18 protein-coding genes are annotated in these 23,318 nt (G+C 62.4%); 7 read left to right on the top strand and 11 right to left on the bottom strand.

The window, feature by feature from the left end:
* The first annotated feature begins 6 nt into the window (after positions 1-6).
* Positions 7-1,401 carry an NAD(P)(+) transhydrogenase (Re/Si-specific) subunit beta gene (locus NE852_RS19050; protein WP_258155945.1) on the top strand — a complete coding sequence of 465 codons (1,395 nt, stop codon included), beginning with the start codon at positions 7-9 and terminating at the stop codon, positions 1,399-1,401.
* Between the two features lie 66 nt (positions 1,402-1,467).
* Here NE852_RS19050 and NE852_RS19045 read toward each other — a convergent pair whose 3' ends face one another.
* From NE852_RS19045 to NE852_RS19025, 5 genes are all read right to left on the bottom strand, one after another.
* Positions 1,468-1,950: a DUF992 domain-containing protein gene (locus tag NE852_RS19045; protein WP_008533311.1), complete on the bottom strand. Its 483-nt coding sequence runs from the start codon at positions 1,948-1,950 to the stop codon at positions 1,468-1,470.
* Between the two features lie 61 nt (positions 1,951-2,011).
* Complete coding sequence (locus tag NE852_RS19040) at positions 2,012-3,664, bottom strand: sensor histidine kinase (protein WP_008533310.1); 1,653 nt, start codon at positions 3,662-3,664, stop codon at positions 2,012-2,014.
* A gap of 278 nt (positions 3,665-3,942) precedes the next feature.
* Positions 3,943-4,812, bottom strand: a complete 870-nt coding sequence (locus NE852_RS19035; protein WP_008533309.1) for a tetratricopeptide repeat protein — start codon at positions 4,810-4,812, stop codon at positions 3,943-3,945.
* Positions 4,813-4,946: 134 nt separating this feature from the next.
* The gene (gene rpsU / locus NE852_RS19030; protein WP_003585885.1) at positions 4,947-5,159 is read right to left on the bottom strand and encodes a 30S ribosomal protein S21; all 213 of its coding nucleotides are present in this window, start codon (positions 5,157-5,159) and stop codon (positions 4,947-4,949) included.
* A gap of 157 nt (positions 5,160-5,316) precedes the next feature.
* Positions 5,317-6,939, bottom strand: coding sequence for an adenylate/guanylate cyclase domain-containing protein (locus tag NE852_RS19025; protein WP_008533306.1), 1,623 nt, complete (start codon positions 6,937-6,939; stop codon positions 5,317-5,319).
* A 227-nt stretch (positions 6,940-7,166) separates the two neighbouring features.
* Between NE852_RS19025 and NE852_RS19020 the strand changes: the two genes are divergently transcribed.
* Positions 7,167-9,338, top strand: coding sequence for a CHASE2 domain-containing protein (locus NE852_RS19020; protein ID WP_258155944.1), 2,172 nt, complete (start codon positions 7,167-7,169; stop codon positions 9,336-9,338).
* Between the two features lie 6 nt (positions 9,339-9,344).
* Here NE852_RS19020 and NE852_RS19015 read toward each other — a convergent pair whose 3' ends face one another.
* Positions 9,345-10,400 (bottom strand): FecR domain-containing protein, encoded by a 1,056-nt coding sequence (locus NE852_RS19015; protein WP_008533301.1) that lies wholly within the window; start codon positions 10,398-10,400, stop codon positions 9,345-9,347.
* Positions 10,401-10,708: 308 nt separating this feature from the next.
* On the opposite strand from NE852_RS19015, the gene NE852_RS19010 reads away from it, so the two are divergent.
* From NE852_RS19010 to NE852_RS18990, 5 genes are all read left to right on the top strand, one after another.
* Positions 10,709-11,962, top strand: a complete 1,254-nt coding sequence (locus NE852_RS19010) for a sarcosine oxidase subunit beta family protein (RefSeq protein WP_258155943.1) — start codon at positions 10,709-10,711, stop codon at positions 11,960-11,962.
* A 106-nt stretch (positions 11,963-12,068) separates the two neighbouring features.
* Entirely contained in the window at positions 12,069-12,410 is a 342-nt protein-coding gene (locus NE852_RS19005) for a sarcosine oxidase subunit delta (RefSeq protein ID WP_008533299.1), read from the top strand.
* A complete protein-coding gene (locus tag NE852_RS19000) occupies positions 12,407-15,400 on the top strand; it encodes a sarcosine oxidase subunit alpha (protein WP_258155942.1) in 2,994 nt (997 codons plus the stop codon). Before NE852_RS19005 ends, NE852_RS19000 begins: the two co-directional genes overlap by 4 nt.
* Positions 15,393-15,941 carry a sarcosine oxidase subunit gamma gene (locus NE852_RS18995; RefSeq protein ID WP_008533295.1) on the top strand — a complete coding sequence of 183 codons (549 nt, stop codon included), beginning with the start codon at positions 15,393-15,395 and terminating at the stop codon, positions 15,939-15,941. Before NE852_RS19000 ends, NE852_RS18995 begins: the two co-directional genes overlap by 8 nt.
* 45 nt (positions 15,942-15,986) lie before the next feature.
* A complete protein-coding gene (locus tag NE852_RS18990; protein ID WP_258155941.1) occupies positions 15,987-16,388 on the top strand; it encodes a VOC family protein in 402 nt (133 codons plus the stop codon).
* Positions 16,389-16,402: 14 nt separating this feature from the next.
* On the opposite strand, the gene NE852_RS18985 is transcribed toward NE852_RS18990, so the two are convergent.
* From NE852_RS18985 to glgC, 5 genes are all read right to left on the bottom strand, one after another.
* On the bottom strand, positions 16,403-16,891 hold the full coding sequence (locus tag NE852_RS18985) for a MaoC family dehydratase (RefSeq protein WP_222139405.1): 489 nt from the start codon (positions 16,889-16,891) through the stop codon (positions 16,403-16,405).
* A 91-nt stretch (positions 16,892-16,982) separates the two neighbouring features.
* Positions 16,983-18,953 (bottom strand): glycogen debranching protein GlgX, encoded by a 1,971-nt coding sequence (glgX, locus tag NE852_RS18980; protein WP_008533290.1) that lies wholly within the window; start codon positions 18,951-18,953, stop codon positions 16,983-16,985.
* Positions 18,954-18,965: 12 nt separating this feature from the next.
* A complete protein-coding gene (locus NE852_RS18975; protein WP_008533289.1) occupies positions 18,966-20,597 on the bottom strand; it encodes an alpha-D-glucose phosphate-specific phosphoglucomutase in 1,632 nt (543 codons plus the stop codon).
* 6 nt (positions 20,598-20,603) lie between these two features.
* A complete protein-coding gene (glgA, locus tag NE852_RS18970) occupies positions 20,604-22,046 on the bottom strand; it encodes a glycogen synthase GlgA (protein WP_258155940.1) in 1,443 nt (480 codons plus the stop codon).
* Between the two features lie 3 nt (positions 22,047-22,049).
* Positions 22,050-23,312, bottom strand: a complete 1,263-nt coding sequence (gene glgC / locus NE852_RS18965) for a glucose-1-phosphate adenylyltransferase (RefSeq protein ID WP_008533284.1) — start codon at positions 23,310-23,312, stop codon at positions 22,050-22,052.
* Positions 23,313-23,318: the final 6 nt, after the last annotated feature.

The raw sequence follows: 23,318 nt of genomic DNA, 5'->3' as shown, positions 1-23,318 counted from the left end.
GGATCGATGACCAATATCGCAGCCTTCCTTTATCTCGTCTCCGGCGTCCTCTTCATCCTGGCGCTGCGCGGCCTGTCGCATCCGGCCACCAGTCGCAAGGGCAATCTCTACGGCATGGTCGGCATGGGGATCGCGATCCTGACGACGCTCGTGCTGGCGACGCCCAACTTCGGCGGCTTCGTGCTGATCATTCTCGGCCTTGCCATCGGCGGCAGCGTCGGTGCCTACGTCGCCCGTACCATCGCGATGACCTCGATGCCGCAGCTCGTCGCGGGCTTCCATTCGCTGGTCGGCCTCGCCGCCGTGCTGGTCGCGGCCTCCGCGCTCTACACGCCTGCTTCCTTCGGCATCGGTGAGATCGGCCATATCCACACCGAGGCGCGCATCGAGATGGCGCTTGGCGTCGCGATCGGGGCGCTGACCTTCACCGGCTCGATCATCGCCTTCCTGAAGCTCGACGGCCGAATGTCCGGCAAGCCGATCCTGCTGCCCTATCGGCATTTGATCAATGCGACCCTGCTGGTGCTGATCGTGCTCTTCATCATCGGGCTTGCCGCCACTGAAAGCCATTTCGACTTCTGGGCCGTTGTGGCGCTGTCGCTGGCGCTCGGCGTCCTGCTGATCGTGCCGATCGGCGGGGCGGATATGCCCGTCGTCGTCTCGATGCTGAACTCCTATTCCGGCTGGGCCGCAGCCGGCATCGGCTTTACGCTCGGCAACCTGGCGCTGATCATCACCGGCGCGCTCGTCGGCTCCTCCGGTGCGATCCTCTCCTACATCATGTGCAAGGGCATGAACCGTTCCTTCATCTCCGTCATCCTCGGTGGCTTCGGCGGCGAGACGGCATCGGGTGCGGCCGATACCTCAGACAGGACCGTCAAGCTCGGCTCGGCGGAGGACGCGGCCTATCTGATGGCGAATGCCTCCAAGGTCATCATCGTGCCCGGTTACGGCATGGCGGTCGCCCAGGCCCAGCATGCGTTGCGCGAGCTCGCCGACAATCTCAAGAAGAACGGCGTCGAGGTGAAATATGCGATCCACCCGGTCGCAGGCCGCATGCCCGGCCACATGAACGTGCTGCTCGCCGAAGCCAATGTTCCCTATGACGAAGTCTTCGAGCTCGAGGACATCAATTCGGAATTCGCCCAGGCCGACGTCGCCTATGTTATCGGCGCCAATGACGTCACCAATCCGGCTGCGCGCGACGACAAGACCTCGCCGATCTACGGCATGCCGATCCTCGACGTCGACCGGGCCAAGACCTGCCTCTTCGTCAAGCGCTCGCTCGGCTCCGGTTATGCCGGCATCGACAATACGCTGTTCTATAAGGACGGCACGATGATGCTGCTCGGCGATGCCAAGAAGATGACCGAGGATATCAACAAGGCGATCGCGCATTGATTGACCCAGATACAGCCGCCCCTTGGGCGGCTGTTCGATTCAGTGGGCCGTGCGTCGCGGCTTACATCATATCTCGCCCGGCACGAGCGTCATCTTCTCGACGCCGATCGCGAGATTCAGCCCTTCCTGGGCCTGAACATTCAGCGGCTGCAGCATGAAAGCCTTGTTGGTGCCGCCGGCGATCACCTTGGCGCCGGCGCCCGCACCGATGCTCGCATCGGCGCCGATCCCGTAATATTCGCCGGCAAGGGCGAATTGCGGAATATCCGTACCGGTCTTTGCCAGCACCTGCCAGATCATGACGCTCTTGCCGGTCTGGCCGACATCGAGGCCGAATTTTTCGACCTTGCCGGCATAGACCGCCTTGGCGCCGCCTGACGCCGGCGTATAGGTGCAGATGAGATTCTTCTGTGAGGTGATGATCAGGCCCTGGCCGCCATCCGATCCACAGACGAGACGGCCAAGCGTGACATAATTTTCCGCGCCCGCCGGGCCTGCCCAGGCTGCGGCCGCCAGCGCCGCGGCTGCGATCATCCTTTGCTTGAACATGGTCTTTCTCCTTTGGAACGACCTGTCCGAAACGAGTGGAGATGGTGATTGTTCCTGGGGTCTATGCCCGCTCCAGCGTGGCGCGTTGCGCCGTCAGCACCCATAACAGGCCTTCGGGCCGGAAATCGACGTCTACCGTGCCGCGGAAGGCGGCGGCGGCATGAGCCTTGATAACGGTCGTGCCGAAGCCGGAACGCGACGGCTCTACGACCGTCGGGCCGCCGCTCTCCTCCCATGTGAAACGGAGCAGAGGCTCCGGCTTGTCTTCCTCCCTGACATCCCGCCATTGGAATCGGACGCGGCCCTGCGGCACGGAGAGAGCGCCGTATTTCACCGAATTGGTGGCGAGTTCATGCAAGGCGAGGCCGAGATTTTGCACCGCATCCGGTTTCAGCACGAAATCATCGCCGCTGATTTCTATCTGCTCGCTTGCTTGCGGGAAGGCCTGCAGATGGATGTCGACGACCCGCCGCAGCGACACGCCTCCCCATTGTTCGCTGGTCAGAAGCTCGATCGATCGCACAAGCCCCTGGAGGCGATCAGCGACGGCGGCCTGGAAGGTCTCGACGCTGTCGGCCTGTTTGGCGAGCTGGCGCATCATCGCCTGGGCGAGCGTCAGAAGGTTTTTGGTGCGGTGAACGAGTTCATGCATGACGAAACGCAGCCGGTCCTCGGTCTGGCTGCGATCGAAGGAGGCATTCGAAAGGGCGATCGCCACCTGGTTCGCCTCGATGACGCTGGTCTCGACGGGCGAGACGATGTGGCCTTCGCCCATGCGGTTCGCCATATCGGCGATCTCGCGGATGGTGGTGCGCACCTGCCTTGCGACGGCATAGGCGGCGAGCACGGCGACGAGCACCAGCGCGATGCCGCCGATAATCAGGAAGCGCCAGGTGCTGAGGATCGAAGCCTGCGCGACCGGTCCCCAGATCACCGTCTTCCACGACCAGCCGGGGATCTGGGCATAACCGAGCAGCATGTGCGGCAGGATCGTCTCGTCCTGGAAGACACCGCGGGAAGCCCTCAGCGCTGGCAGGATCCGCGGGTCGAAGGGCGTGCCGGGCTCGAGATGGGTGGGGCCCGTGGAGGCGACGACGTGGCCGCTCTGGTCGATGACGGCGGCCGACCAGCCGAGGGCAAGGCCCTCCGTCGTCACGAGCTTGCCCAGATCCCTGGCGTCCTGCGTGATGATGAGGGCTGCGACCGGATTGCCGTCACGCGGCAGGGTGACGTTGTAGACCCAGTCGCCGCTGATCCGACCGCGGAAAACGTCGGACGCCTCGATGCGGCCGGAGGCCATGGCCGACTCGAGGGCAGGCATGTTCGCAATCTTCTCGAGCGGTGTGGCGAACGCCCGGCGCGTGTTCAGGAGCTGCTGGCCAGTACGGTCGACGGCGATGACGAACATCGTATTGTCGCGCAGGGCTGTTTCCGTACGCTCGTGGAAGGCTGCGAGGTTGCCGTTTTCGAGCTCCGGGGAGCTCGACAGCAGCCGTAGCGTCGTTGCCATATCCTGAAGCTGACGGTCGATGATGCGGGAAAGGGCGAGCGCATCCTGCGTCGTCTCACGCTTGAGTGTCGAACGCTGATTATCCTCCAACTGCAGCAGAAGCAGCGCCACGAAGGCGAAGATCGGCAGTGCGATCGCCACTGCCATGGCGACGAGATAGGTGCCGATCGAGGCCTTGGGGAAGAACAGAGTGACGATCTTCATCTATTGCGCCATGTCGTAGGCGCGCAGCCCGCAACAGTTTTCGCTCGCGGTCAGGAAAGCAAAGATCCGCATCTCTCGCAAACCGCCCTCAACAGGTTTTCGGACGCCCGATAGCAAGCTATCGAAGCGGACCCATGTTAGGGGGAGCAAGAGCGGGTTGCAACATACTATGACAGGCGGTCGAGGACGGCGGCCGTTTTTTCGCCAGGCTTTTCGACACGGCGGATCTGCCTGGCTGCAGCAGGCGACCGGTGGTCCGGGCCGCCCTGCTGATCTTCTTAGCCGGCTGAGGCAACGCCGACGCGGGCGAGGCCGTCGCGAGCCGGCTGGTATTTCGGATCGAGGCCGACGGCGTGACGATAAGAGCGGGCGGCCTTTGCTTTGTCACCACGGCGTTCGTAAACAAGCGCCTGGTTGGCCCAGGATTCGGCGATGTTGCTGTTGAGTTCGATCGCGTGATTGAAATCGGCGAAGGCGTTATCGTCGTCGTTCAGCGCGATATAGGAAATGCCACGGCCATTATAGGGCTCGGGCGAATTCGGCGCGAGCGAGATCGCCTTCGAGAAATCGTCGATCGCCTTATCCTGCTGATTGCGCTTCTGGTAGATCAGGCCGCGATTGTGATAGGCGCGACCATCGGTGGTGCCGAGTTGGATCGCCTTGCTGAAATCGTTGAAGGCCGGATCGTCCTGGCCGGCCATGCGATAGACATTGCCGCGGCCGATATAGGCGACGTCATAGCTTGGATTGATCTGCAGGGCGGCGTTGTAATCGGCGATCGCCTGCGGCTGCTGGCCCATGTTGCGATAGACGAGTGCGCGGTTGGCATAGGCCTGGAAGAAGCGCGGATTGATCTGCAACGCCGTGTTGAAATCGTTCAGAGCCTGGCGGAATTGGCCGGCGCGACCGTAGGCGGAGCCGCGGACGTTATAGCCTTCCGGGTCTTTGGGATTGGCATTGATGACCGCCGTCAGTGATGCAATGTTCTCTTCCGAACCTTGCGCCTTGTCGATGTGGATCACGGCGTCCGAGGTGGACGTCGTGTCGCAGCCGGCGAGACCGAACATTGCCGCCAGCGCCAAAGCGGGCAGGAATGCGGCTTTCTGCAGGCGCGAGGCGCGGGACGGATTGAAGGTGGTAACAGCCATTCGGGCTCGCTTTCCCCATGCGGCATATCCGGTTCGCGGATATGCGATCTTCAGCGGCAAACTAAAAAGGCGGCGGCGAACCTATCGCCCCCGCCACAATGCATCTGAAAACGTCGAAAAAACGACGGCAACGCTTAGCGTGCGACCAGGCCTTCGCGCTGGGCGCGCTTGCGGGCCAGCTTGCGAACGCGGCGAACGGCCTCGGCCTTTTCGCGGGCACGCTTCTGCGACGGCTTCTCGTAGTAGTCGCGCATCTTCATTTCGCGGAAAATGCCTTCGCGCTGCATCTTCTTCTTGAGAGCGCGGAGAGCCTGATCGACATTGTTATCGCGGACAAGTACCTGCACGAGAATCACGTTCCTTTGGTTTGGTTGATGCCTGAGGCGGCGCAGCGCCAGGGGCAAAAAAATAACGTTCGCGCGGCCGCAGCCTTGCGATTGGTGATGCGGGATAGCAGATCGGGTACGGGAAGTCCAGACAGATATGGGAAGGCGGCCGGAAAAATCACCCTTCGCCCGATATCCGGTTACGATCCGGGGTTTCGGGCTGGGCTTCATCAAGCGCGGCAATCGCCTCCTTGAGCGCCGCGCGGACCCGCAGCCGGTCGGCGGGCTCCAACCGGCTCATATCCAGATGCAGGTCGAGTCCGGAGAGATGCTCACTCAAGACGCGGCTCTTGTGGTCGGCGCCGAGCGTCAGCCCGTCCACGGCATAGGGCACGATCGCGCGCTGTATACCCTTCATCGTGATCGGCGGCAGGGGATGGGCGTCGACGATTTCGTTCACCAACGCATAGGTTTCGTAGCTGATGACGATTTCTCCGCCCTGGGCGATCGATTGCAGACGAGCTGCGAGATTGGCCTCCGCTCCGATGATCGTGTAGTCCATCCGGTCGTTGCTGCCGAAATTGCCGACGTTGCAGTAGCCGCTGTTAATTCCCATGCGCACGACGAAAGGCTCTTCGGTGCCGTTTCTGCGCCATCTGTCCTTGAGTTCGCCGAGACGGCGCTGCATGTCGACGGCCATGCGCAGGCATGCCTTCGCATCTTCCTCCGGCCCCTTCGTTTCCGGATCGCCGAAGAAGACCAGCATCGCGTCACCGATGAACTTGTCCACCGTGCCGCCGTGCGCGAGCGCAATGTTCGACATTTCGGTCAGATATTCGTTGAGCATCTCCGTCAGGGCTTCGGGCTGCAGGCGCTCGGTGGTCGCCGTGAAATCCTTGATGTCGGAGAAGAAGATCGTCAGGCGCTTGCGCTCGGTATGAACGACGACGTCCTTCTGGCCGCTGAAGATGCTCTTGTAGATCTGCGGCGAGAGATAGCGCGAAATCTTCAGGGAAACGCTGGCGAGGAATTCATTCGCCATTTCCAGATCCTGGTTGGCGCTGTGGATTGCGCGTGTCTGCTGCCGCTGGAGCACGATGAAGCTGATGCCGATGACGGCGACGAAAAGGAAATAGCAGAGCAGGTATTTGAAGGCGAAGACGTTGCTCGCGTAGGGCTGCCTTATGATGACTTCCTGAATGCCGCGCACATCGCCGACCTTCCAATCGGTCTTCGGGCTTTCGGGATGGGTATTGTGGCAGGCGACGCAGGCCTGCCCCATGACGACAGGGGTGACGAAGCGCAGGGTATCCGTCAATCCGACGCGGGTGAGATCGTTCAGCGTCTGCTGCGGATTGGCGCGCAAGGCGGTGAGCGCCTGTTTCTCGAAGTCGTCCAGTTCGTGGGATGCGCGGCTCTTGAAGGGAAGGTCGGAGACGAAGCGGTAGGTAATGTTGGCCTGCTGTTCCTTGATGACGTCGCCGAGTTCCAGAGAAAGCGTGGCCGGCAGCGGGATAGCGCCCGGTATATTCGCATAGTTATGGGAGACGACCGTCCCTTCGGTTGCGCCGCTGGCATGCGCGGCCAGAACGCGCCCCACGACATTCGCGGAATAATAGGAGCGGATGCTCGATATCAGCGAGCTCATGTCGCGCGCCTGACGCCGCAGCGTATTTCCCGAGAGATCGCTGATATCGAGCCAGACGGCAAGCGGCAGCCCTGCGAGCATTGCCAGCACGACGACGATCAACCAGTAACCGCTTCGGCGCGCGGCGGTTTCGGAAATCAAGGCGCCCCTCATTCTTTTCTGGAAAACATCCGATTTTCGATCGCTACAAGAACATTTCGCCGCCTGCTCGGCAAGATCGAAGCCTTGTCATTCCCGCCAAAACTAAGCGTCGCACGAGAGGCCGAAAGTAAGGATCGGGAACGCATCTGCGAATGGCGTTTGGATCGAAAGCGGCGTAGCCTGTCTGTCGGCAGGAGCGGATCGCCCCGCCGGCCGCGGAGGGGACTGCCGGTAAGATCATGACGCGCGCGCAGCAAATCGGTGTCGTTATCGGCTTGGCGATCGTGGCTTTCCTCACGATGCTGCGGGCTGGCGATCCCGGGATGTTCAAGCTGATCCGCGGCGTGACTTTCGACGAGTATCAGCGGCTGCTCCCCCGCACCTTCGAGCCGATGCCGGTCCGGGTGATCGACATCGACGAGGCTTCGTTGCGGGAATTCGGCCAATGGCCCTGGCCACGAGACCGGCTGGCCCTCTTGGTGGACCGGCTTTCTAATATGGGTGCCTCGGCCATTGCCTTCGATGTCCTCTTTTCCGAGCCGGACCGGCTGTCGCCGCGCAATGTTGTCCGAGAGGTCGCGGGGGTCGATCCTTCGCTTGCAGAGAAATTGCCCGATAATGACGAGATATTCGCCCGCTCGATTTCCGAAAAGCCTGTCGTGCTCGGTTTCGGCCTTTCCAATAAGGGCAATTACCGGCCGCCGGTGAAAGCGCACTTCGCCATCAAGGACGAAAGCCCCGTCGAGGCTCCGCCCTATCTCGGCGCCTCGACACCGCTCAGGCCGCAGTTGGAGGCCAGTGCGGCAGGACTCGGTCATATCAGCCTGAACCCCGGCAATCCGTCGCCGGTGGTGCGCGCCGTTCCCTTGTTCCTGACCGATGGCCAGCAGCTCTATCCCAATCTCGCGATCGAGGCGCTACGCGTCGCGCAGGGAGAAACGACCTATGTGGTCTCCGGAGCGCCCGAGCGAGCCGGCATCATGACATCGGTGAAGATCGGGGAATACGTCGTGCCGTTGACGGCGGCGGGCGAACTCTGGCTCTATGTCACGCCCGACCGGGCCGAGCGGTATATATCCGTCCGGCAGGTGCTTGCCGCCGAAGGCCCCTCGCCAGAGGTCGCCGCCGCCATCGAGGGCAGCATCGTTTTCGTCGGCACATCGGCCGCCGGCCTGCAGGATATTCGTGTCACCGCGCTCGGCGAGAACGTTCCCGGCGTTTCGCTGCATGCGCAGGCGGTCGAGCAGATCCTCTCCGGCCGTTTCCTGTCGCGGCCGGATTGGGCCGATGGGCTTGAGATCATGACGATCGCGATCCTCGGATGCCTGCTCGTGGTGGTGACGACCTTCGTCAGCCCCGCCGTCGCTCTGATCTGTGGACTGTTGATCACGGCGATGGCGCTCGTGGCGTCCTGGTTGTCATTTCTCTATGCCGGGCTTCTGTTCGATCCGCTGGCTCCGATCATCAGCGGCTCGATCACCCATTTTGCCGCGACTTCGTTCCGCATCCTGGTGATCGACCGGGAGCGGCGCGAGGTGCGGCGTGCCTTTGGCCATTATCTCTCTCCGTCGCTGCTCCATCGCATCGAACACAATCGTGATGCCTTGCGCCTCGGCGGAGACGATCGCGAATTGACGGTGATGTTCGTCGACGTCAGGAGCTTTACCGAAATCAGCGAGCGGCTGGCGCCGACCGATGTCGTTGCCTTTCTGAATACTCTGCTCGATGCGCTGAGCCGCCATGTGGTCGCCAATGAAGGCACGCTCGACAAGTTCATCGGCGATTCGATCATGGCCTTCTGGAACGCGCCCGTCGACGTGGCGGACCATGCAACCAAAGCGGTTCGCGCTGCCCTTGCCATGCGCGAGACGCTCACGGAATTGAATGCCGGCGACGCTTTCGGCTTCGGACCGGGACAGGAGGTCGGGATCGGCATCGGCATTCATACCGGGCTTGCCTGCGTCGGCAATATGGGTGCCAAGACACGCTTCAACTATTCGGCGGTCGGCGATGCCGTCAATGTCGCGGCGCGGATCGAGTCGTGCTGCAAGGAAGTCGGCTTCGATATCCTCATCTCCGACAGCACCGCACGATTGGTGCAGGGAATGGCGGTGATCGAGGCCGGCGCCCTCCCGCTCAAGGGCAAGAGCAGCCGAACGCAGATCCTTGCCGTCGTTGGCGACGAGCGTGTCGCGGCATCCGCGGAATTCGCCGCTCTCGAGGTCGTTCACCGGCAGCTGACGCAGGCCCTGCATTCGCATTCGAGGAACAGCAGAAAGCTCATCGCCACCGCAAAGCTCAGGGCGACGCAGGTGATCGGCGGTCTGGCGGAATTCTACCAACGAATATCAAGCAGGACCGATCATTTCCGGGAGGCGCCGGACGAGGTCGAAAAGAGCGCCGCCGATTGACGGGTCTTAGCGATCGTGGCTGAAGTTCCGGCCGCTGTCGCGGTCGTGATGTCCGTCCCGATTACCGTCGTGGCCGCCGCCGCGATGGTGATCTCCATCATGATCATGATCTCGGTCGTGGTCGTGCCCGCCGTCATCGCCGCGGTCTCCATGGTCGTCGTGGCTTTCCGGCCTGTCATGATGATCGTCACGATCGCGATCTTCGTGGCCCTCCGGCTTATCATACCCGTCATGCCTGTCTGGCTTGTCGTGATGGGGCCTGTCAGGCTTTTCCGGCCGTTCCTTCTGCGGCTCGGCGCGTCTTTCCGGCGGTTCCTGCCGCGGCGGACTGGGAGGCGGGCTGGGCGGCAGGGCGGGATCTGGTGCAGGTTTGTCGCTCCTTTCCGGTGCGGCCGAAGCCATGTTGCAGCCGCCGAGCAGGCCGAGGCGGCCCGAAAGTCGCTGGTTGCCGGAAAGGAAGGGCAGGGCCCGCTGATTTCCGAGCGCCGCGAGAACGCGGCGGTCGGCGGGTCGGGTCGCCGTCATATTGCCGTTCGGCTTGGCGACGACGCAGTCGCAATGTTGCTGCAACTGTCGGCAGCCGCCCGGACCGCAGAAACTGGCCGCCCCGTTCAGCAGCACGACGGCGGTGGTGCCGTCCGGGCCGACATAGAAATCGAATGCGGTGCCGCGCACGCCGATGGTGCCTGCTGGCGTCAGGATCTGGTAGGCTGAGGATTTCGAATTGCCGCTGACCCAGCGAAAGGTTCCCTTCGCCGCCCTGATAGTGAGCTTCTGGACGGATTGTGAATCGTCGAAGACGTATTTATCGATGACGACCGAAGACCCCCAGCCGACCGCCAGCTTGGTGCCATCCCGGAAAAGGAACTGGCCGAGACCGGATTGCGATGTCCGGATGCGCTCGTCGCGATGAACGCTAGTGTTGACCTCAATCGGGCCATCCTGTCCCGTCACTTCGGTCTTGATAACGACAGCCTGGCCGACCGGCTCTGCTGCGGGCGCGGGCTGCGCGCTTCCGAGCGCGATGCAAAGCGCCGCGATGTATGAACTCCGACCCCACATGATACACGTACCCCGGGAACATAAGGAGAATTAACATTTCGGTAACTGCTTGTCTTCTCGCCCAGTTGGGCTAAGCGTGCCGGTGGGCGAGCGGGCGTGCAGGCTTCCGCCCCTCCGTGCAAACGGTATCGCCGGAGATCCGAGGCCAAGCATGGCGTCGACAGAAAACCGCGCAGTTTTCGGCGTCATGTCGCGCAGTGTCAAAAGCAGGGCTCTCGCGCGTCGCAAAAGAACCGTTGTGCCGCATTTGGATTTGCGATTTGTATGGGCGCGGAGAACAGCCCTTGCCCTATAGGAGAAGAAGGCGGATGCGGAAATATTCGGTTTTTGCCGTGGCGCGGGAGGCCATGCGTGGCCACAGAGGCTGGGAGAAGCAGTGGACTTCACCGGAGCCGCGCGCCGAATACGACGTGGTCATCATCGGCGCCGGCGGTCATGGTCTGGGCGCTGCCTATTATCTCGCCAAGGAGCATGGCATCACCAATGTCGCGGTGATCGAGAAGGGCTGGCTTGGCGGCGGCAATACCGGGCGCAACACCACGATCATCCGCTCGAACTATCTCTACGAAGAGAGCATGCAGATCTACGAGCATTCGATGAAGCTCTGGGAAGGGCTTTCTCAGGAGCTCAACTACAATGTGATGTATTCGCCGCGCGGCGTGATGATGCTTTCGCACAATATTCACGACCAGCAGTCCTTCAAGCGGCACATCCATGCCAACCGGCTCTACGGCATCGACAATGAATGGCTGACGCCCGAGCAGGCCAAGGCCTATTGTCCGCCGCTCGATATTTCGGCCAGCGCGCGCTATCCGATCAATGGCGCGGCCCTGCAGCGGCGTGGCGGCACGGCGCGTCACGATGCGGTCGCCTGGGGTTATGCCCGTGCGGCATCAGACCGCGGTGTCCATATCATCCAGAATTGCGAAGTGACGGGCATCCGGCGCGGTCCTGACGGACGGGTGACCGGCGTCGAGACCTCGCGTGGCTTTATCGGCGCCAAAAAGATCGCCGTGTCGGCCGCCGGCCACACGACGACAGTCATGAAGATGGCAGATGTGCGCGTGCCGCTGCAATCGAGCCCGCTCCAGGCGCTGGTTTCCGAGCCGCTGAAGCCGATCTTCCCGTGCGTTGTCATGTCGAACACGGTGCATGCCTATATTTCCCAGTCCGACAAGGGAGAGCTTGTCATCGGCGCCGGCACCGACCAGTACAATTCCTATTCCCAGACGGGCGGGCTGCAGATCATCACGCACACGCTCGATGCCATCTGCGAACTCTTCCCGATGTTCCGGCGCGTCAAGATGATGCGGCAGTGGGGCGGCATCGTCGACAATACGCCGGACCGTTCGGCGATCCAGTCGAAGACGCCGGTTCCGGGGCTTTACGTCAATTGCGGCTGGGGCACCGGCGGCTTCAAGGCGACGCCGGGCTCGGCCAATCTGTTTGCGCACCTGATCGCCCGCGACGAGCCGCATAAGTTCAATGCCGGGTTGACGCTGGAGCGCTTCCGCAGCGGCCGGTTGATCGACGAGGCGGCTGCGGCGGCGGTGGCGCATTGATGAGTGCTTTCGCTCAGATGCTCGCTGCTTTCGTCGCTCACCCCCTCATCCGTCTTGCAGGCGCCTTCTCTCCGCTGGGGAGAAGGGGAGGAGAAGGAATTTCCACATGCTGCTGATCCATTGCCCTTACTGCCAGGAAGAGCGCTCCGAGCTCGAATTCCGCGGCGCGGGTGACGCGCATATCGCGCGGCCCACCGATATCGCTTCGATTTCAGACGAGGAATTCGAGGCCTACTTCTTTCTGCGCGACAATCCGAAGGGGCTGATCTTCGAACGTTGGCGTCATATTCACGGCTGCGGACGCTTCTTCAATGCGGCGCGCGACACGGTGAGCGACAAGTTCATCATGACCTATAAGGCCGGTGAGCCGAAGCCGCGGATCGGCGCGGAAGCCGAGCAGCATAGTCCTGTCGAGACATATGAAGCCCTGGAAGGAGAGGCGCAATGAGCGGCGTCAACCGTATTGCCGGCAAGGGGCGCCTGACGCCAGCCAAGACCGCGCGCTTCAGCTTCGACGGTCAGACCTATGCGGCGCTTGAAGGCGATACCGTCGCCTCGGCGCTGATCGCCCACGGCGTGCATCTCGTCGGCCGGTCGTTCAAGTATCACCGCCCGCGCGGCATTCTCTCGGCCGGCGCCGAGGAGCCGAATGCGCTGATCGATGTCGCCCGCGACGCGGCGCGCAAGCAGCCGAACGTGCGCGCGACGGTTCAGGAAGTCTTTGACGGCATGATCGTCAAGTCGCAGAACCGCTGGCCCTCGCTCGCCCGCGATATCGGCGCCATCAACAATCTGATGTCGCCATTCTTCGCCGCCGGTTTCTACTACAAGACCTTCATGTGGCCGCGCGCCGCCTGGAAGCATGTCTACGAACCGCTTATCCGTCGCGCCGCCGGCCTCGGCGTCGCGCCGACTGAAGGCGATCCGGATCATTATGCGAGCCGCTATGCCCATTGCGACGTGCTGGTTGTCGGCGCTGGCGTTGCCGGTCTTTCGGCGGCGCTGGCCGCGGCTCAGACCGGCGCCAGGGTGATCCTCTGCGACGAACAGCCAGAAGCCGGCGGGGCGCTGCGCTACGATACCGGCGCGAAAATCGACGGACAGGAAGGCTTCGCCTGGGCGCAGAAGACCCTGGCGCAGCTGAAGGCGATGGACAATGTCGAAGTGCTGCTGCGCACGACCGCGTTCGGCTACTACAACCACAATTTCGTCGGCCTTGCCGAACGCGTCACCGATCATCTCGCCAATCCCTCCCATGACCTGCCGCGCGAGCGGCTCTGGCAGATCCGGGCCAAGCGGGTGATCCTCGCCAATGGCGCGATCGAACGGCACATGGTATTTCCGAACAACGACCGACCGGGCATCATGCTCGCCTCGGCGGCGCGGACTTATCTCAACCATTACGGCGTTGCCGTTGGCAAGAACATCGGCATCTATACGGCGCATGACTCGGCTTACGAGGCGGCTTTCGACCTGAAGCGGGCTGGTGTTTCGATCGCCGCCATCGTCGATGTCGAACAGGCGCCGGGTGCGGCGGTGCTGGCAGAGGCGCGCGCGCTCGGCATCGATGTTCTGGCTGGCCAGTCAGTGGTGAATACGGCAGGACGGTTGCGCATCTCGTCGATGACGGTTGCGCGCAACGGCGGCGGTTCGTCGCGTAAGATCGCGGTCGATGCGCTCCTGGTTTCTGCCGGCTGGACGCCGTCCGTTCATCTGTTCTCGCAGTCACGCGGCAAGGTCGCTTTCGATGCCGAAAGCCAGCGCTTCCTGCCCGGAACCTATGCGCAGGACTGCCTTTCGGTCGGCGCGTGCAACGGCACTGACGACCTGCAGCGGACGATCGAGGAATCGCTTGCCGCCGGCGAGCTGATGGCGAAGGCCAGCGGCAAGAGCGGTGGCACGAAGATCGCGCTCTCGGGCGAACAGGCCTATGATTGGACGGGTGGCATGATCGGCGCTGCCGAAGGCGCCGGGCCGAAAACCAACGCCAAGGCCTTCATCGATTTCCAGCATGACGTTTGTGCCAAGGATATCCGCCTTGCCGTGCGCGAAGGCATGCATTCGATCGAGCATATCAAGCGCTTCACGACCAACGGCATGGCCTCGGACCAGGGCAAGCTTTCCAACATGCACGGCCTGGCGATCGCCGCCGAAATGCTCGGCAAGGAAATCCCGCAGGTCGGTCTCACCACCTTCCGCGCGCCTTATACGCCTGTGACCTACGGCACGCTGATCGGCCATTCTCGCGGAGAGCTGTTCGATCCGACGCGAAAGACGCCGCTGCACAGCTGGGAAGAAGCCCATGGCGCCGTCTTCGAAGATGTCGGTAACTGGAAACGCGCCTGGTTCTATCCCCGGGCCGGCGAGACCATGCATCAGGCGGTCGCGCGCGAATGCCGGACTGCACGCGAGACGGCGGGCATCTTCGACGCTTCGACGCTCGGCAAGATCGAGGTTGTGGGGCCGGATGCGGCGAAATTCCTCAACCTCATCTATACGAATGCCTGGGACACGCTGAAGCCCGGCAAAGCCCGCTACGGCATCATGACGCGCGAGGACGGCTTCGTTTACGACGACGGCGTCGTCGGACGTCTCGCGGAGGACCGTTTCCATGTGACGACGACGACCGGCGGTGCGCCGCGCGTTCTCCATCACATGGAAGACTACCTGCAGACCGAATTCCCGGATCTGAAGGTATGGCTGACCTCGGTGACCGAACAATGGGCTGTTATCGCCGTTCAGGGACCGAAGGCGCGCGAGATCGTCGCGCCACTGGTCGAAGGGGTCGACCTTTCGAATGAGGCCTTCCCGCATATGAGCGTTGCCGAGTGCACGGTCTGCGGCGTGCCGGCACGGCTCTTCCGGGTCTCCTTCACCGGCGAGATCGGCTTCGAAATCAACGTGCCGGCCGACTACGGCCAGTCGGTGCTCGAAGCCGTCTGGGCCAATGCCGAGCCGCTCGGCGCTTGCGTTTACGGCACCGAGACGATGCACGTCCTGCGCGCCGAAAAGGGGTACATTATCGTCGGGCAGGATACTGACGGCACTGTGACCCCCGATGACGCGGGAGTTGCCTGGGCGGTTTCCAAGAAAAAGAAGGATTTCGTCGGCATTCGCGGTCTTCAGCGGCCGGACCTCGTCAAAGAGGGACGCAAGCAACTCGTCGGCCTCGTCACCAAGGATCCGAAGCTGGTGCTCGAAGAAGGTGCGCAGGTCGTTGCCAACCCGAACGAGCAGAAGCCGATGACGATGCTTGGTCATGTCACCTCGGCATACTGGTCGGATAATTGCGGCAGGTCGATCGCCTTCGCGCTGATCGCCGGCGGCCGGGCGCGGATGGGCGAGACGCTCTACGTGCCGATGCCGGACCGGACGATCGCCGTCGAAGTGACGGATCTGGTGTTCTTTGACAAGGAAGGAGGCCGCATCCATGGCTGATGTCGCAATTCGCAAGCCCGTGCTTGCCGGCCGTCTCGGCGGCTCCGCAAACGTGCGGCTCACGGTGGCCCCGGCCGCGAGCCGGGTAGCGCTGCGCGCGCCGGCGGAATCGCTCGCCGCACTTTCCTCCGCTCTCGGTGTGTCCGTGCCGACCGCCCCGAAGACATCGAGCCGGGCCGGCGCCCGATCGGTGCTCTGGATCGGGCCTGATGAGTGGCTGGTGATCGATGAGGCAGGCGCCGATCTGATGGCAATATTTGCCGGCGCCGGAGCGCTGCATTCGGCGACCGACGTTTCCCACCGCAATGTCGCGATCATCGTCTCGGGACCAGGCGCGGAGGATACGCTTTCGGCCGGTTGCCCGCAGGATCTGTCGCTGTATTCCTTTCCGGTCGGCGCCGCATCGCGCACGATTTTCGGCAAGGCGGAGATCGTGCTGCTCCGCACCGAAGACGACACGTTCCGGGTCGAGTGCTGGCGGTCGTTTTCGGACTTCGTCTTCGGACTGCTGGCCGAAGCGGCTGGCGATGCGGGACATTGAGGCCGAGGCAATTCCCGCATAGTCCTCCGTTCAAGGGATAGACAGATGCTGCATCATGCTTCCCTCGGCGTTTCCGATATCGAGCGGTCGGCGGCATTTTACGATGCTGCCTTCGCTGCGCTCGGTTATGTCAGGGTCTGGGACGATATCAGGCCGGGGCAGACGGGGCAGGCGGTCGGCTACGGCCCTCCCGGTGGTGGAGACAAGCTGGCGATCAAGCATCGGCCGGAGGGCCAACGTCCGCCCGGTCCGGGCTTTCATCTGGCTTTTGCCGCGTCGAGTCGCGCGGCGGTCGATCAGTTTCATGCGGCGGCGATCGCGCATGGCGGCCGTGACAATGGCGGTCCCGGCCTGCGGCCCGACTATGGCGCGCATTATTATGCCGCCTTCGTTATCGATCCCGACGGACACGCGCTCGAAGCGGTCTTCAATTCGCCGGAGCAATAAGAGCAGCGTTTTGCTCAGGCGTCCTCGGGGCGGTCCTTCGGATCGAACTGGATGATGGTGATCCATTTTGCCGTCAGGGCCGGCTTCTTCTCGTTTTCGATTTCGATGGTCACGTCATAGGTGGTCATCAGCATGCCGCCGCCACGGAACCGGGCATCGGAGAGCAGGAAGCGACCACGGACGCGGGCGCCACTCTTCACCGGCGTCATGAAGCGGACGCGATCGAACCCATAATTGATGCCCATGGTCTGCTCGCGCACTTTCGGCAGGCAATTGTAGTTCATCGCCGACAGCAGAGACAGCGTCAGGAAACCATGGGCAATGGTACCGCCGAAGGGGCTCTCGGCCGCCGCGCGCTCCGGATCGACATGAATGAACTGATGGTCGTCGGTGGCTCCCGCGAAGGCGTCGATCATCGTCTGGTCGACGGTGATCCAATCCGAAAGGCCTGTTTCCATGCCGATCAATCCCCGCACGTCGGAGAGTGAAATTTCCGTGCCCATGCATTCCTCGTGAGATAAGCGCGCCACTTCAAAGCCTTATCGCGCATTTATGACGATTGCGACAAGGATTCGTCCGGGCGGACCCAGGGGTTCATTTTTCCACGAAAAAGGCGACGGAGCGTGGCTCGACGGTAACGTCGGCACCGGCTTTTTTTGTCCCCTCCGGCGTCAGTTGCCGCCAGGCCTCGCCTTTCGAGGGAAGCGTGAATATCTGGCGGCTGTCCGACCGGTTGAAGAGCACGGCAAGCCGGGTCTGCTCGCCTCGAGAGGAGCGGTCGCTGGTCGCAAGCAGCATGCCGAGGGTCGAGAGCGACGGCGTCTCCCATTCAGCGACGGTCATCGCTTCGCCAGAGAGCGAAATCCATTCGACATCGCCATCGCCGGAGAGGAAGCCGGTTTCCCAAAAGGCGGTGAAGCGGCGGCGCAGCCCTGACACGAAGGCGGTGTGGGCGACAAGATCTTCGTTCAGCGTCTTCCAGTCCAGCCAGGTGATCTCGTTATCCTGACAATAGGCATTGTTGTTACCGCGCTGGCTGCGGCCGCCCTCGTCGCCGGCCGTCAGCATGATGCTGCCCCGAGTGGCAAAGAGCGTCGAAATCAGCGCCATGACGTCGTTGATCCGGCGCTTGCGGATGCTGGGATAGTGGGTTTCGCCCTCGACGCCGTTGTTCCAGGAATGGTTCTCGTTGTGGCCGTCGCGATTGTGCTCGCCATTGGCATCGTTGTGCTTGCCGGCATAGGAGACAAGGTCGATCAGCGTGAAGCCGTCGTGAGCGGCGAGGAAATTGACGCTGCGGGTATCCTTGCCGTCATTGCGGGAGAAGATGTCGGAGGAGCCGGCAAGCGCCGTGGCGAGCGAACCCGTCTTCCATTGATCGCCGCGCCAGTAGCAGCGCAGGTCGTCACGAACCCGGTCGTTCCATTCCAGGAAGGGTCGCGGGAAATTGCCGAGCTGGTAGCCGCCGGGGCCGATATCCCAGGGTTCGGCAATCATGACGCGGTCGGCAAGCACATCGTCGGCCAGGATCGCCGCAAGTGTACCATTGGGCTCGAAGCCCGTGGCGGTGCGGCCGAGGACCGGGGCGAGATCGAAACGAAAACCGTCGACGCCGGCGTTGAGCACGAAATGACGCAGGCTGTCGATAACGAGACGCCTGACCTCGGGGTGATCACAGGCGATCGTATTGCCGGTGCCCGTGTCGTTGACGAGTTCACCGGGGCTGTTCTGAGCGTGACGGTAATAATGCAGGTTGTCGAGGCCGCGCAGCGACAGTGTCGCGCCATAGCGATCGCTCTCGCCGGTATGGTTGAAGACGAGGTCGAGAATGACCGCGATGCCTTCGGCGTGGAGAGCCGCGACCGTCTCGCGCAGTTCCGCCATGCCGCCGGGAACAAGCCGTGGATCGAGCGCCATCAGGCCGACGGGATTATAGCCCCAGCCATTGGTGAGGCCGAGCGGCGGCAGGTGGCGTTCGTCGATCCAGGCAGTGATCGGCATCAGCTCGACAGCATCGACGCCGATCCGCTTCAGATGCGCGATGACGGAGGGATGGGCAAGGGCTGCGACGGTGCCACGCTGAGCCTCCGGCACATCCGGGTGAAGGATGGTGAAAGGACGAACCGCCACCTCATAGATAAAGCCGCCCGGTTTGAAGAGCGGCTTTTCGATTGCAGCTGGGGTATCGGTGGTGACGATCGCCTTCGGCATCAGATCCTGGCTGTCCTCGCCATAGATGCCGAGGCGTGGATCGTAACGGAACGGCCGGTCGATCTCTTTCGCGTAAGGATCGGTCAGCAGTTTGGAGGGATCGAACCAGAGGCCGTTGTCGGGCGCATAGATGCCGTCGGCGCGATAGCCGTAGCGGGCGCCTTGCCTGAGGCCGTCGACAAAGAGACGATGAATGTGGTTGCCATCGCGCGCCATCGGCAGGCGCGCGAATTCCCTGTTGCCGTCATCCTCGAAGAGGCAGAGTTCGATCTGTGCGGCATGATGCGACCACGCGGCAAATTCGACGCCGGTCTCGAAGACGATCGCGCCCCGCGCCGAATTGCTATCCCGCATGCTCCCCCCGGATCAGGTGATCACGGTTGGCTCGTCGCGTCCCGTGCGCTCACGAATACTGGCGATGCTTTCGGCGGCCGCGATCAGATCGGCGAGCGCTTCCTGCGTTTCGATGTTGTGGCGAGTCGAATCCGGCTCGTAGCGCTCGATATAGACACGCAAGGTTGCGCCAGACGTGCCGGTGCCGGACAGGCGGAAGACGACGCGGGAGCCGCCCTCGAAGAGCACGCGGATGCCCTGATGCTCGCTGACCGACTTGTCGATCGGATCGTGATAGGCAAAATCGTCGGCCTTCTCGACCTTGAGGCTGCCGAAGCTCTTGCCGGGAAGCGAGGAAAGCTGGCTGCGGAGATTGTCCATCAGGCCGTTCGCGGCGTCGGTGTCGAGGCCTTCGTAATCGTGGCGTGAATAGTAGTTGCGGCCGTAGGTCTGCCAGTGCTGGGTGACGATATCGACAACGCTCTCGCCGCGCACGGCAAGGATGTTCAGCCACAGCAGCACGGCCCAGAGGCCGTCTTTTTCGCGGACGTGATTGGAACCGGTGCCGGAGCTTTCCTCGCCGCAGATCGTCGCCATGCCGGCGTCGAGCAGGTTGCCGAAGAACTTCCAGCCGGTCGGCGTCTCGTACATGCCGATGCCACGCTTTTCGGCGACGCGGTCGGCCGCACCCGATGTGGGCATCGACCGGGCGATGCCGGCGAGGCCGCCGGAATAGCCGGGGACGAGATTGGCGTTGGCGGCAAGGATCGCCAAGCTGTCGGAGGGCGTCACGAAAATGTCGCGGCCGATGATGAGATTGCGGTCGCCGTCGCCGTCGGAAGCGGCGCCGAAATCGGGCGCGTCATCGCCCATCATCTCATCGAAGAGTTCCTTGCAGTGAACCGGGTTCGGATCGGGATGATGGCCGCCGAAATCCGGCAGCGGCATGAAGTTGCGCACCGAGCCCGAGGGGGCGCCGAGGCGATTTTCGAAGATTTCCTTCGCATAGGGGCCGGTGACGGCGCTCATTCCGTCGAAGGCGATGCGGAAGCCGAGGCTGATCAGATTGCGGATGGCGCCGAAATCGAACAGCTCCTCCATCAGCGCGGCATAGTCTTCGACCGGATCGATGACCGATAGGATCATGCCGCCGGGAAGCTCGTCCTTGCCAATGCGATCGAGATTGACGTCGGCGAAATCGGCGATCTTGTAGCTGTCGATCGTTTTGGAGCGGGCATAGATCGCGTCGGTGATCTTTTCCGGCGCCGGGCCGCCATTGTTGATGTTGTACTTGATGCCGAAATCTTCGGTGGGGCCGCCGGGATTGTGGCTGGCCGAGAGAATGATGCCGCCGAAGGCCTTGTATTTGCGGATGATGTGAGATGCTGCCGGCGTCGACAGGATGCCGCCCTTGCCGACCATGACCTTGCCGAAGCCGTTGGCGGCGGCCATCTTGACCGCCTTCTGGATGACTTCGCGGTTGTAGTAGCGTCCGTCGCCGCCGATGACGAGGCACTTGCCCTGATAGCCTTCCAGAGAATCGAAGATCGACTGGATGAAGTTCTCCGCATAGTTCGGTTGCTGGAAGACCGGAACCTTCTTGCGCAGACCCGATGTGCCGGGCTTCTGATCCAAATAGGGCGTGGTGGGTACGGACTTGATCATTTTAGGTCACATGCCTTTCGAGACGAGGCTTGAATAGAGGGCAGCGTAGCGTTCGGCGCTCTTCTCCCAGGAGACATCCGATTTCATGCCTTGCTTTTGCAATTGGGTCCAGAGTTTTCGGTCCGCGTAAAGATGCATCGCACGGCGGATTGCCTGTAGCATGCCCGTTTCGGTTATGGGTGCAAATTGTATGCCCGTTGCCACTTTCGCCGCAAGTGCGGCGTGATTGGCGTCGATGACAGTATCGTTGAGGCCGCCGGTGCGGGCGACGATCGGCACGCAGCCGTAGCGCAGGCCGTAAAGCTGTGTGAGGCCGCAGGGTTCGAAGCGCGAGGGAATGATGATCGCGTCGCAGCCGGCCTGCATCAGGTGCGACATCGGCTCGTTGTAGCCGATCGAGACGCCGATCCGACCGGGATGGCGGGCGGCCGAGGCGAGCAGGGCGCCTTCGAGCGCCGCGTCGCCCGAGCCGAGCACAACGAGTTTGCCGCCCATGGCGACGATCTCATCGGCGACGTTGGCGACGAGATCCATGCCCTTCTGCCAGGTGAGGCGGCTGATGACGCAGAAGATCGGGGCATCGTCGTTGTCGAGGTGGAAGAACTCGGCGATCGACCGGCGGTTTTCCTCGCGGTTCTTCAGCGTCGTCGGGCCATAATGAGTGTGGACGACGGGATCGGTCGCTGGGTTCCAGATATCGGTGTCGATGCCGTTGACGATGCCGTGCAGATGGTCGATGCGGCTGGTGATGACACCCTCCAGCCCCATGCCGAATTCCGATGTCAGGATCTCGTCGGCATAGGTCGGGCTGACCGTGGTGATCGCGTGGGCGGTCTGCAACCCGCCCTTGAGGAAGCCGATGGTGCCGTAATATTCGATGCCGTCGACAGCGAAGGCATGGCTTGGCAGCCGCAGGGCGGGAAAGATTTCAGGGCCGAACTGGCCCTGGAAGGCGATGTTGTGGATCGTCAGCACGCTCGGCAGTTCCGGCGTCGGATAATAGCGCATATAGACCGACGTCAGCGCGGCCTGCCAGTCATGGGTGTGGACCAGGTCCGGCTGCCAGCCGGGCAGCAGGCCGGCGGCGATTTCGGAGGCTGCGAGCGAGAGAGCCGCGAAACGGCGCCAGTTGTCGGGAAAGTCCTTGCCGAGCGGATCGAGATAGGGACCGCCCGGCCGGTCGTAATAGGCGGGCGCATCGAGGACGAGCAGATCGAGGCCCTCGTGCTGGACCTCCAGCACGGTCGCCCGCTCACCGAGCAGGTCGGGAAATTCGAGTTTTGCGACGGGATCGCGAATGACCTTCATGACGGCGGGATAGCCGGGCAGAAGGGTCTTGGTCTCGATCCCGAAGGCTTTCAGAGCAATGGGCAGGGCGCCGGACACATCGGCCAGGCCCCCTGTCTTGATCAAAGGGAAGACTTCGGACGAAACCGAAAGAACTTTCATAAGTCAGATATCCAGCTTGTCGATCATCGGTTGCGTGATCAGGCAGATGCCGCCTTCCGACCGCCGGAAGCGTTTGGCGTCGAGTTCGGGGTCCTCGCCGACGACCAAGCCTTCCGGAATGACGACACCATGGTCGATCACGACGTTCTTGAGCTGGGCGCGCCTTCCGATCTTCACATTCGGCAGGATGACCGCTCCTTCCAGCTTGGAAAAGGAATTGGCCCTGACACCGGTGAAGAGCAGGCTCTTATTGAGGCTGGCGCCCGAGATGATGCAGTCGCCCGAGACGACGGAGGAGGTGGCCGAGCCGCGGCGGTCCTCGTCGTCATGGACGAATTTCGCCGGCGGGGTGATCTCGGCATAGGTCCAGATCGGCCAGGACTTGTCGTAGATGTCGAGCTCCGGGACGATCGCCGTCAGGTCGATATTGGCCTGCCAATAGGCATCGATCGTGCCGACGTCGCGCCAGTAGGGCTCGTGCTCGAAATCGGAACGGACGCAGGACTTGGCGAAGCGGTGGGCGACCGCCTTACCGTGCTGGACGATATAGGGGATGATGTCCTTGCCGAAATCGCGGCTCGAATTCGGGTCGGCGGCGTCGCGGCGCAGCGCGTCGAGCAGGAATTTCGTGTGGAAGACATAGATGCCCATCGAGGCGAGCGCGAAATCGGGCTTGTCGGGAATGGCAGGCGGATCGGCCGGCTTCTCGACGAAGGCGATGATATTATCCTTTTGGTCGACATGCATGACGCCGAAGCCCACCGCTTCCATGCGCGGCACTTCCAGGCAGCCGATGGTGACGTCGGCGCCGGAATCGACGTGCTGCTGCAGCATCCATTCATAGTCCATCTTATAGACATGGTCGCCGGCGAGGATGACCATGTATTCGACGCCGTAATCCTCGATAATATCGATGTTCTGATAAACGGCGTCGGCGGTGCCTTCATACCATTGCGTTTCGGAAACGCGTTGCGAGGCGGGCAGGATGTCGAAGCTTTCGTTTCGTTCCGGGCGGAAGAAGTTCCAGCCGCGCTGCATGTGGCGGATCAGCGAATGCGCCTTGTATTGCGTGGCGACGCCGATGCGGCGAATGCCTGAGTTCAACGCGTTCGACAAAGCGAAATCGATGATGCGAGCCTTGCCGCCGAAATAGACGGCGGGCTTGGCGCGCCGGTCGGTGAGTTCCTTGAGACGGCTCCCCCTGCCGCCCGCCAGAACATAGGCCATTGCATCGCGGGCAAGTGGCTGAATACGCTTTTCTACCATTTTCTC

It is taken from the genome of Rhizobium sp. Pop5 (genome assembly GCF_024721175.1).
In the GTDB taxonomy this organism is placed as follows: domain Bacteria; phylum Pseudomonadota; class Alphaproteobacteria; order Rhizobiales; family Rhizobiaceae; genus Rhizobium.
The sequence above is the reverse complement of the archived record's forward strand: the minus strand, read 5'-3'. Positions and strand labels throughout refer to the sequence as shown.

Bases quoted from the DNA above. Each gene is read 5' to 3' on its own strand.
- NE852_RS19050 (WP_258155945.1), top strand. From the start codon at position 7: ATGACCAATATCGCAGCCTTCCTTTATCTCGTCTCCGGCGTCCTCTTC.
- NE852_RS19045 (WP_008533311.1), bottom strand. From the start codon at position 1,950: ATGTTCAAGCAAAGGATGATCGCAGCCGCGGCGCTGGCGGCCGCAGCC.
- NE852_RS19040 (WP_008533310.1), bottom strand. From the start codon at position 3,664: ATGAAGATCGTCACTCTGTTCTTCCCCAAGGCCTCGATCGGCACCTAT.
- NE852_RS19035 (WP_008533309.1), bottom strand. From the start codon at position 4,812: ATGGCTGTTACCACCTTCAATCCGTCCCGCGCCTCGCGCCTGCAGAAA.
- NE852_RS19025 (WP_008533306.1), bottom strand. From the start codon at position 6,939: ATGAGGGGCGCCTTGATTTCCGAAACCGCCGCGCGCCGAAGCGGTTAC.
- NE852_RS19020 (WP_258155944.1), top strand. From the start codon at position 7,167: ATGACGCGCGCGCAGCAAATCGGTGTCGTTATCGGCTTGGCGATCGTG.
- NE852_RS19015 (WP_008533301.1), bottom strand. From the start codon at position 10,400: ATGTGGGGTCGGAGTTCATACATCGCGGCGCTTTGCATCGCGCTCGGA.
- NE852_RS19010 (WP_258155943.1), top strand. From the start codon at position 10,709: ATGCGGAAATATTCGGTTTTTGCCGTGGCGCGGGAGGCCATGCGTGGC.
- NE852_RS19005 (WP_008533299.1), top strand. From the start codon at position 12,069: ATGCTGCTGATCCATTGCCCTTACTGCCAGGAAGAGCGCTCCGAGCTC.
- NE852_RS19000 (WP_258155942.1), top strand. From the start codon at position 12,407: ATGAGCGGCGTCAACCGTATTGCCGGCAAGGGGCGCCTGACGCCAGCC.
- NE852_RS18995 (WP_008533295.1), top strand. From the start codon at position 15,393: ATGGCTGATGTCGCAATTCGCAAGCCCGTGCTTGCCGGCCGTCTCGGC.
- NE852_RS18990 (WP_258155941.1), top strand. From the start codon at position 15,987: ATGCTGCATCATGCTTCCCTCGGCGTTTCCGATATCGAGCGGTCGGCG.
- NE852_RS18985 (WP_222139405.1), bottom strand. From the start codon at position 16,891: ATGGGCACGGAAATTTCACTCTCCGACGTGCGGGGATTGATCGGCATG.
- glgX (WP_008533290.1), bottom strand. From the start codon at position 18,953: ATGCGGGATAGCAATTCGGCGCGGGGCGCGATCGTCTTCGAGACCGGC.
- NE852_RS18975 (WP_008533289.1), bottom strand. From the start codon at position 20,597: ATGATCAAGTCCGTACCCACCACGCCCTATTTGGATCAGAAGCCCGGC.
- glgA (WP_258155940.1), bottom strand. From the start codon at position 22,046: ATGAAAGTTCTTTCGGTTTCGTCCGAAGTCTTCCCTTTGATCAAGACA.
- glgC (WP_008533284.1), bottom strand. From the start codon at position 23,312: ATGGTAGAAAAGCGTATTCAGCCACTTGCCCGCGATGCAATGGCCTAT.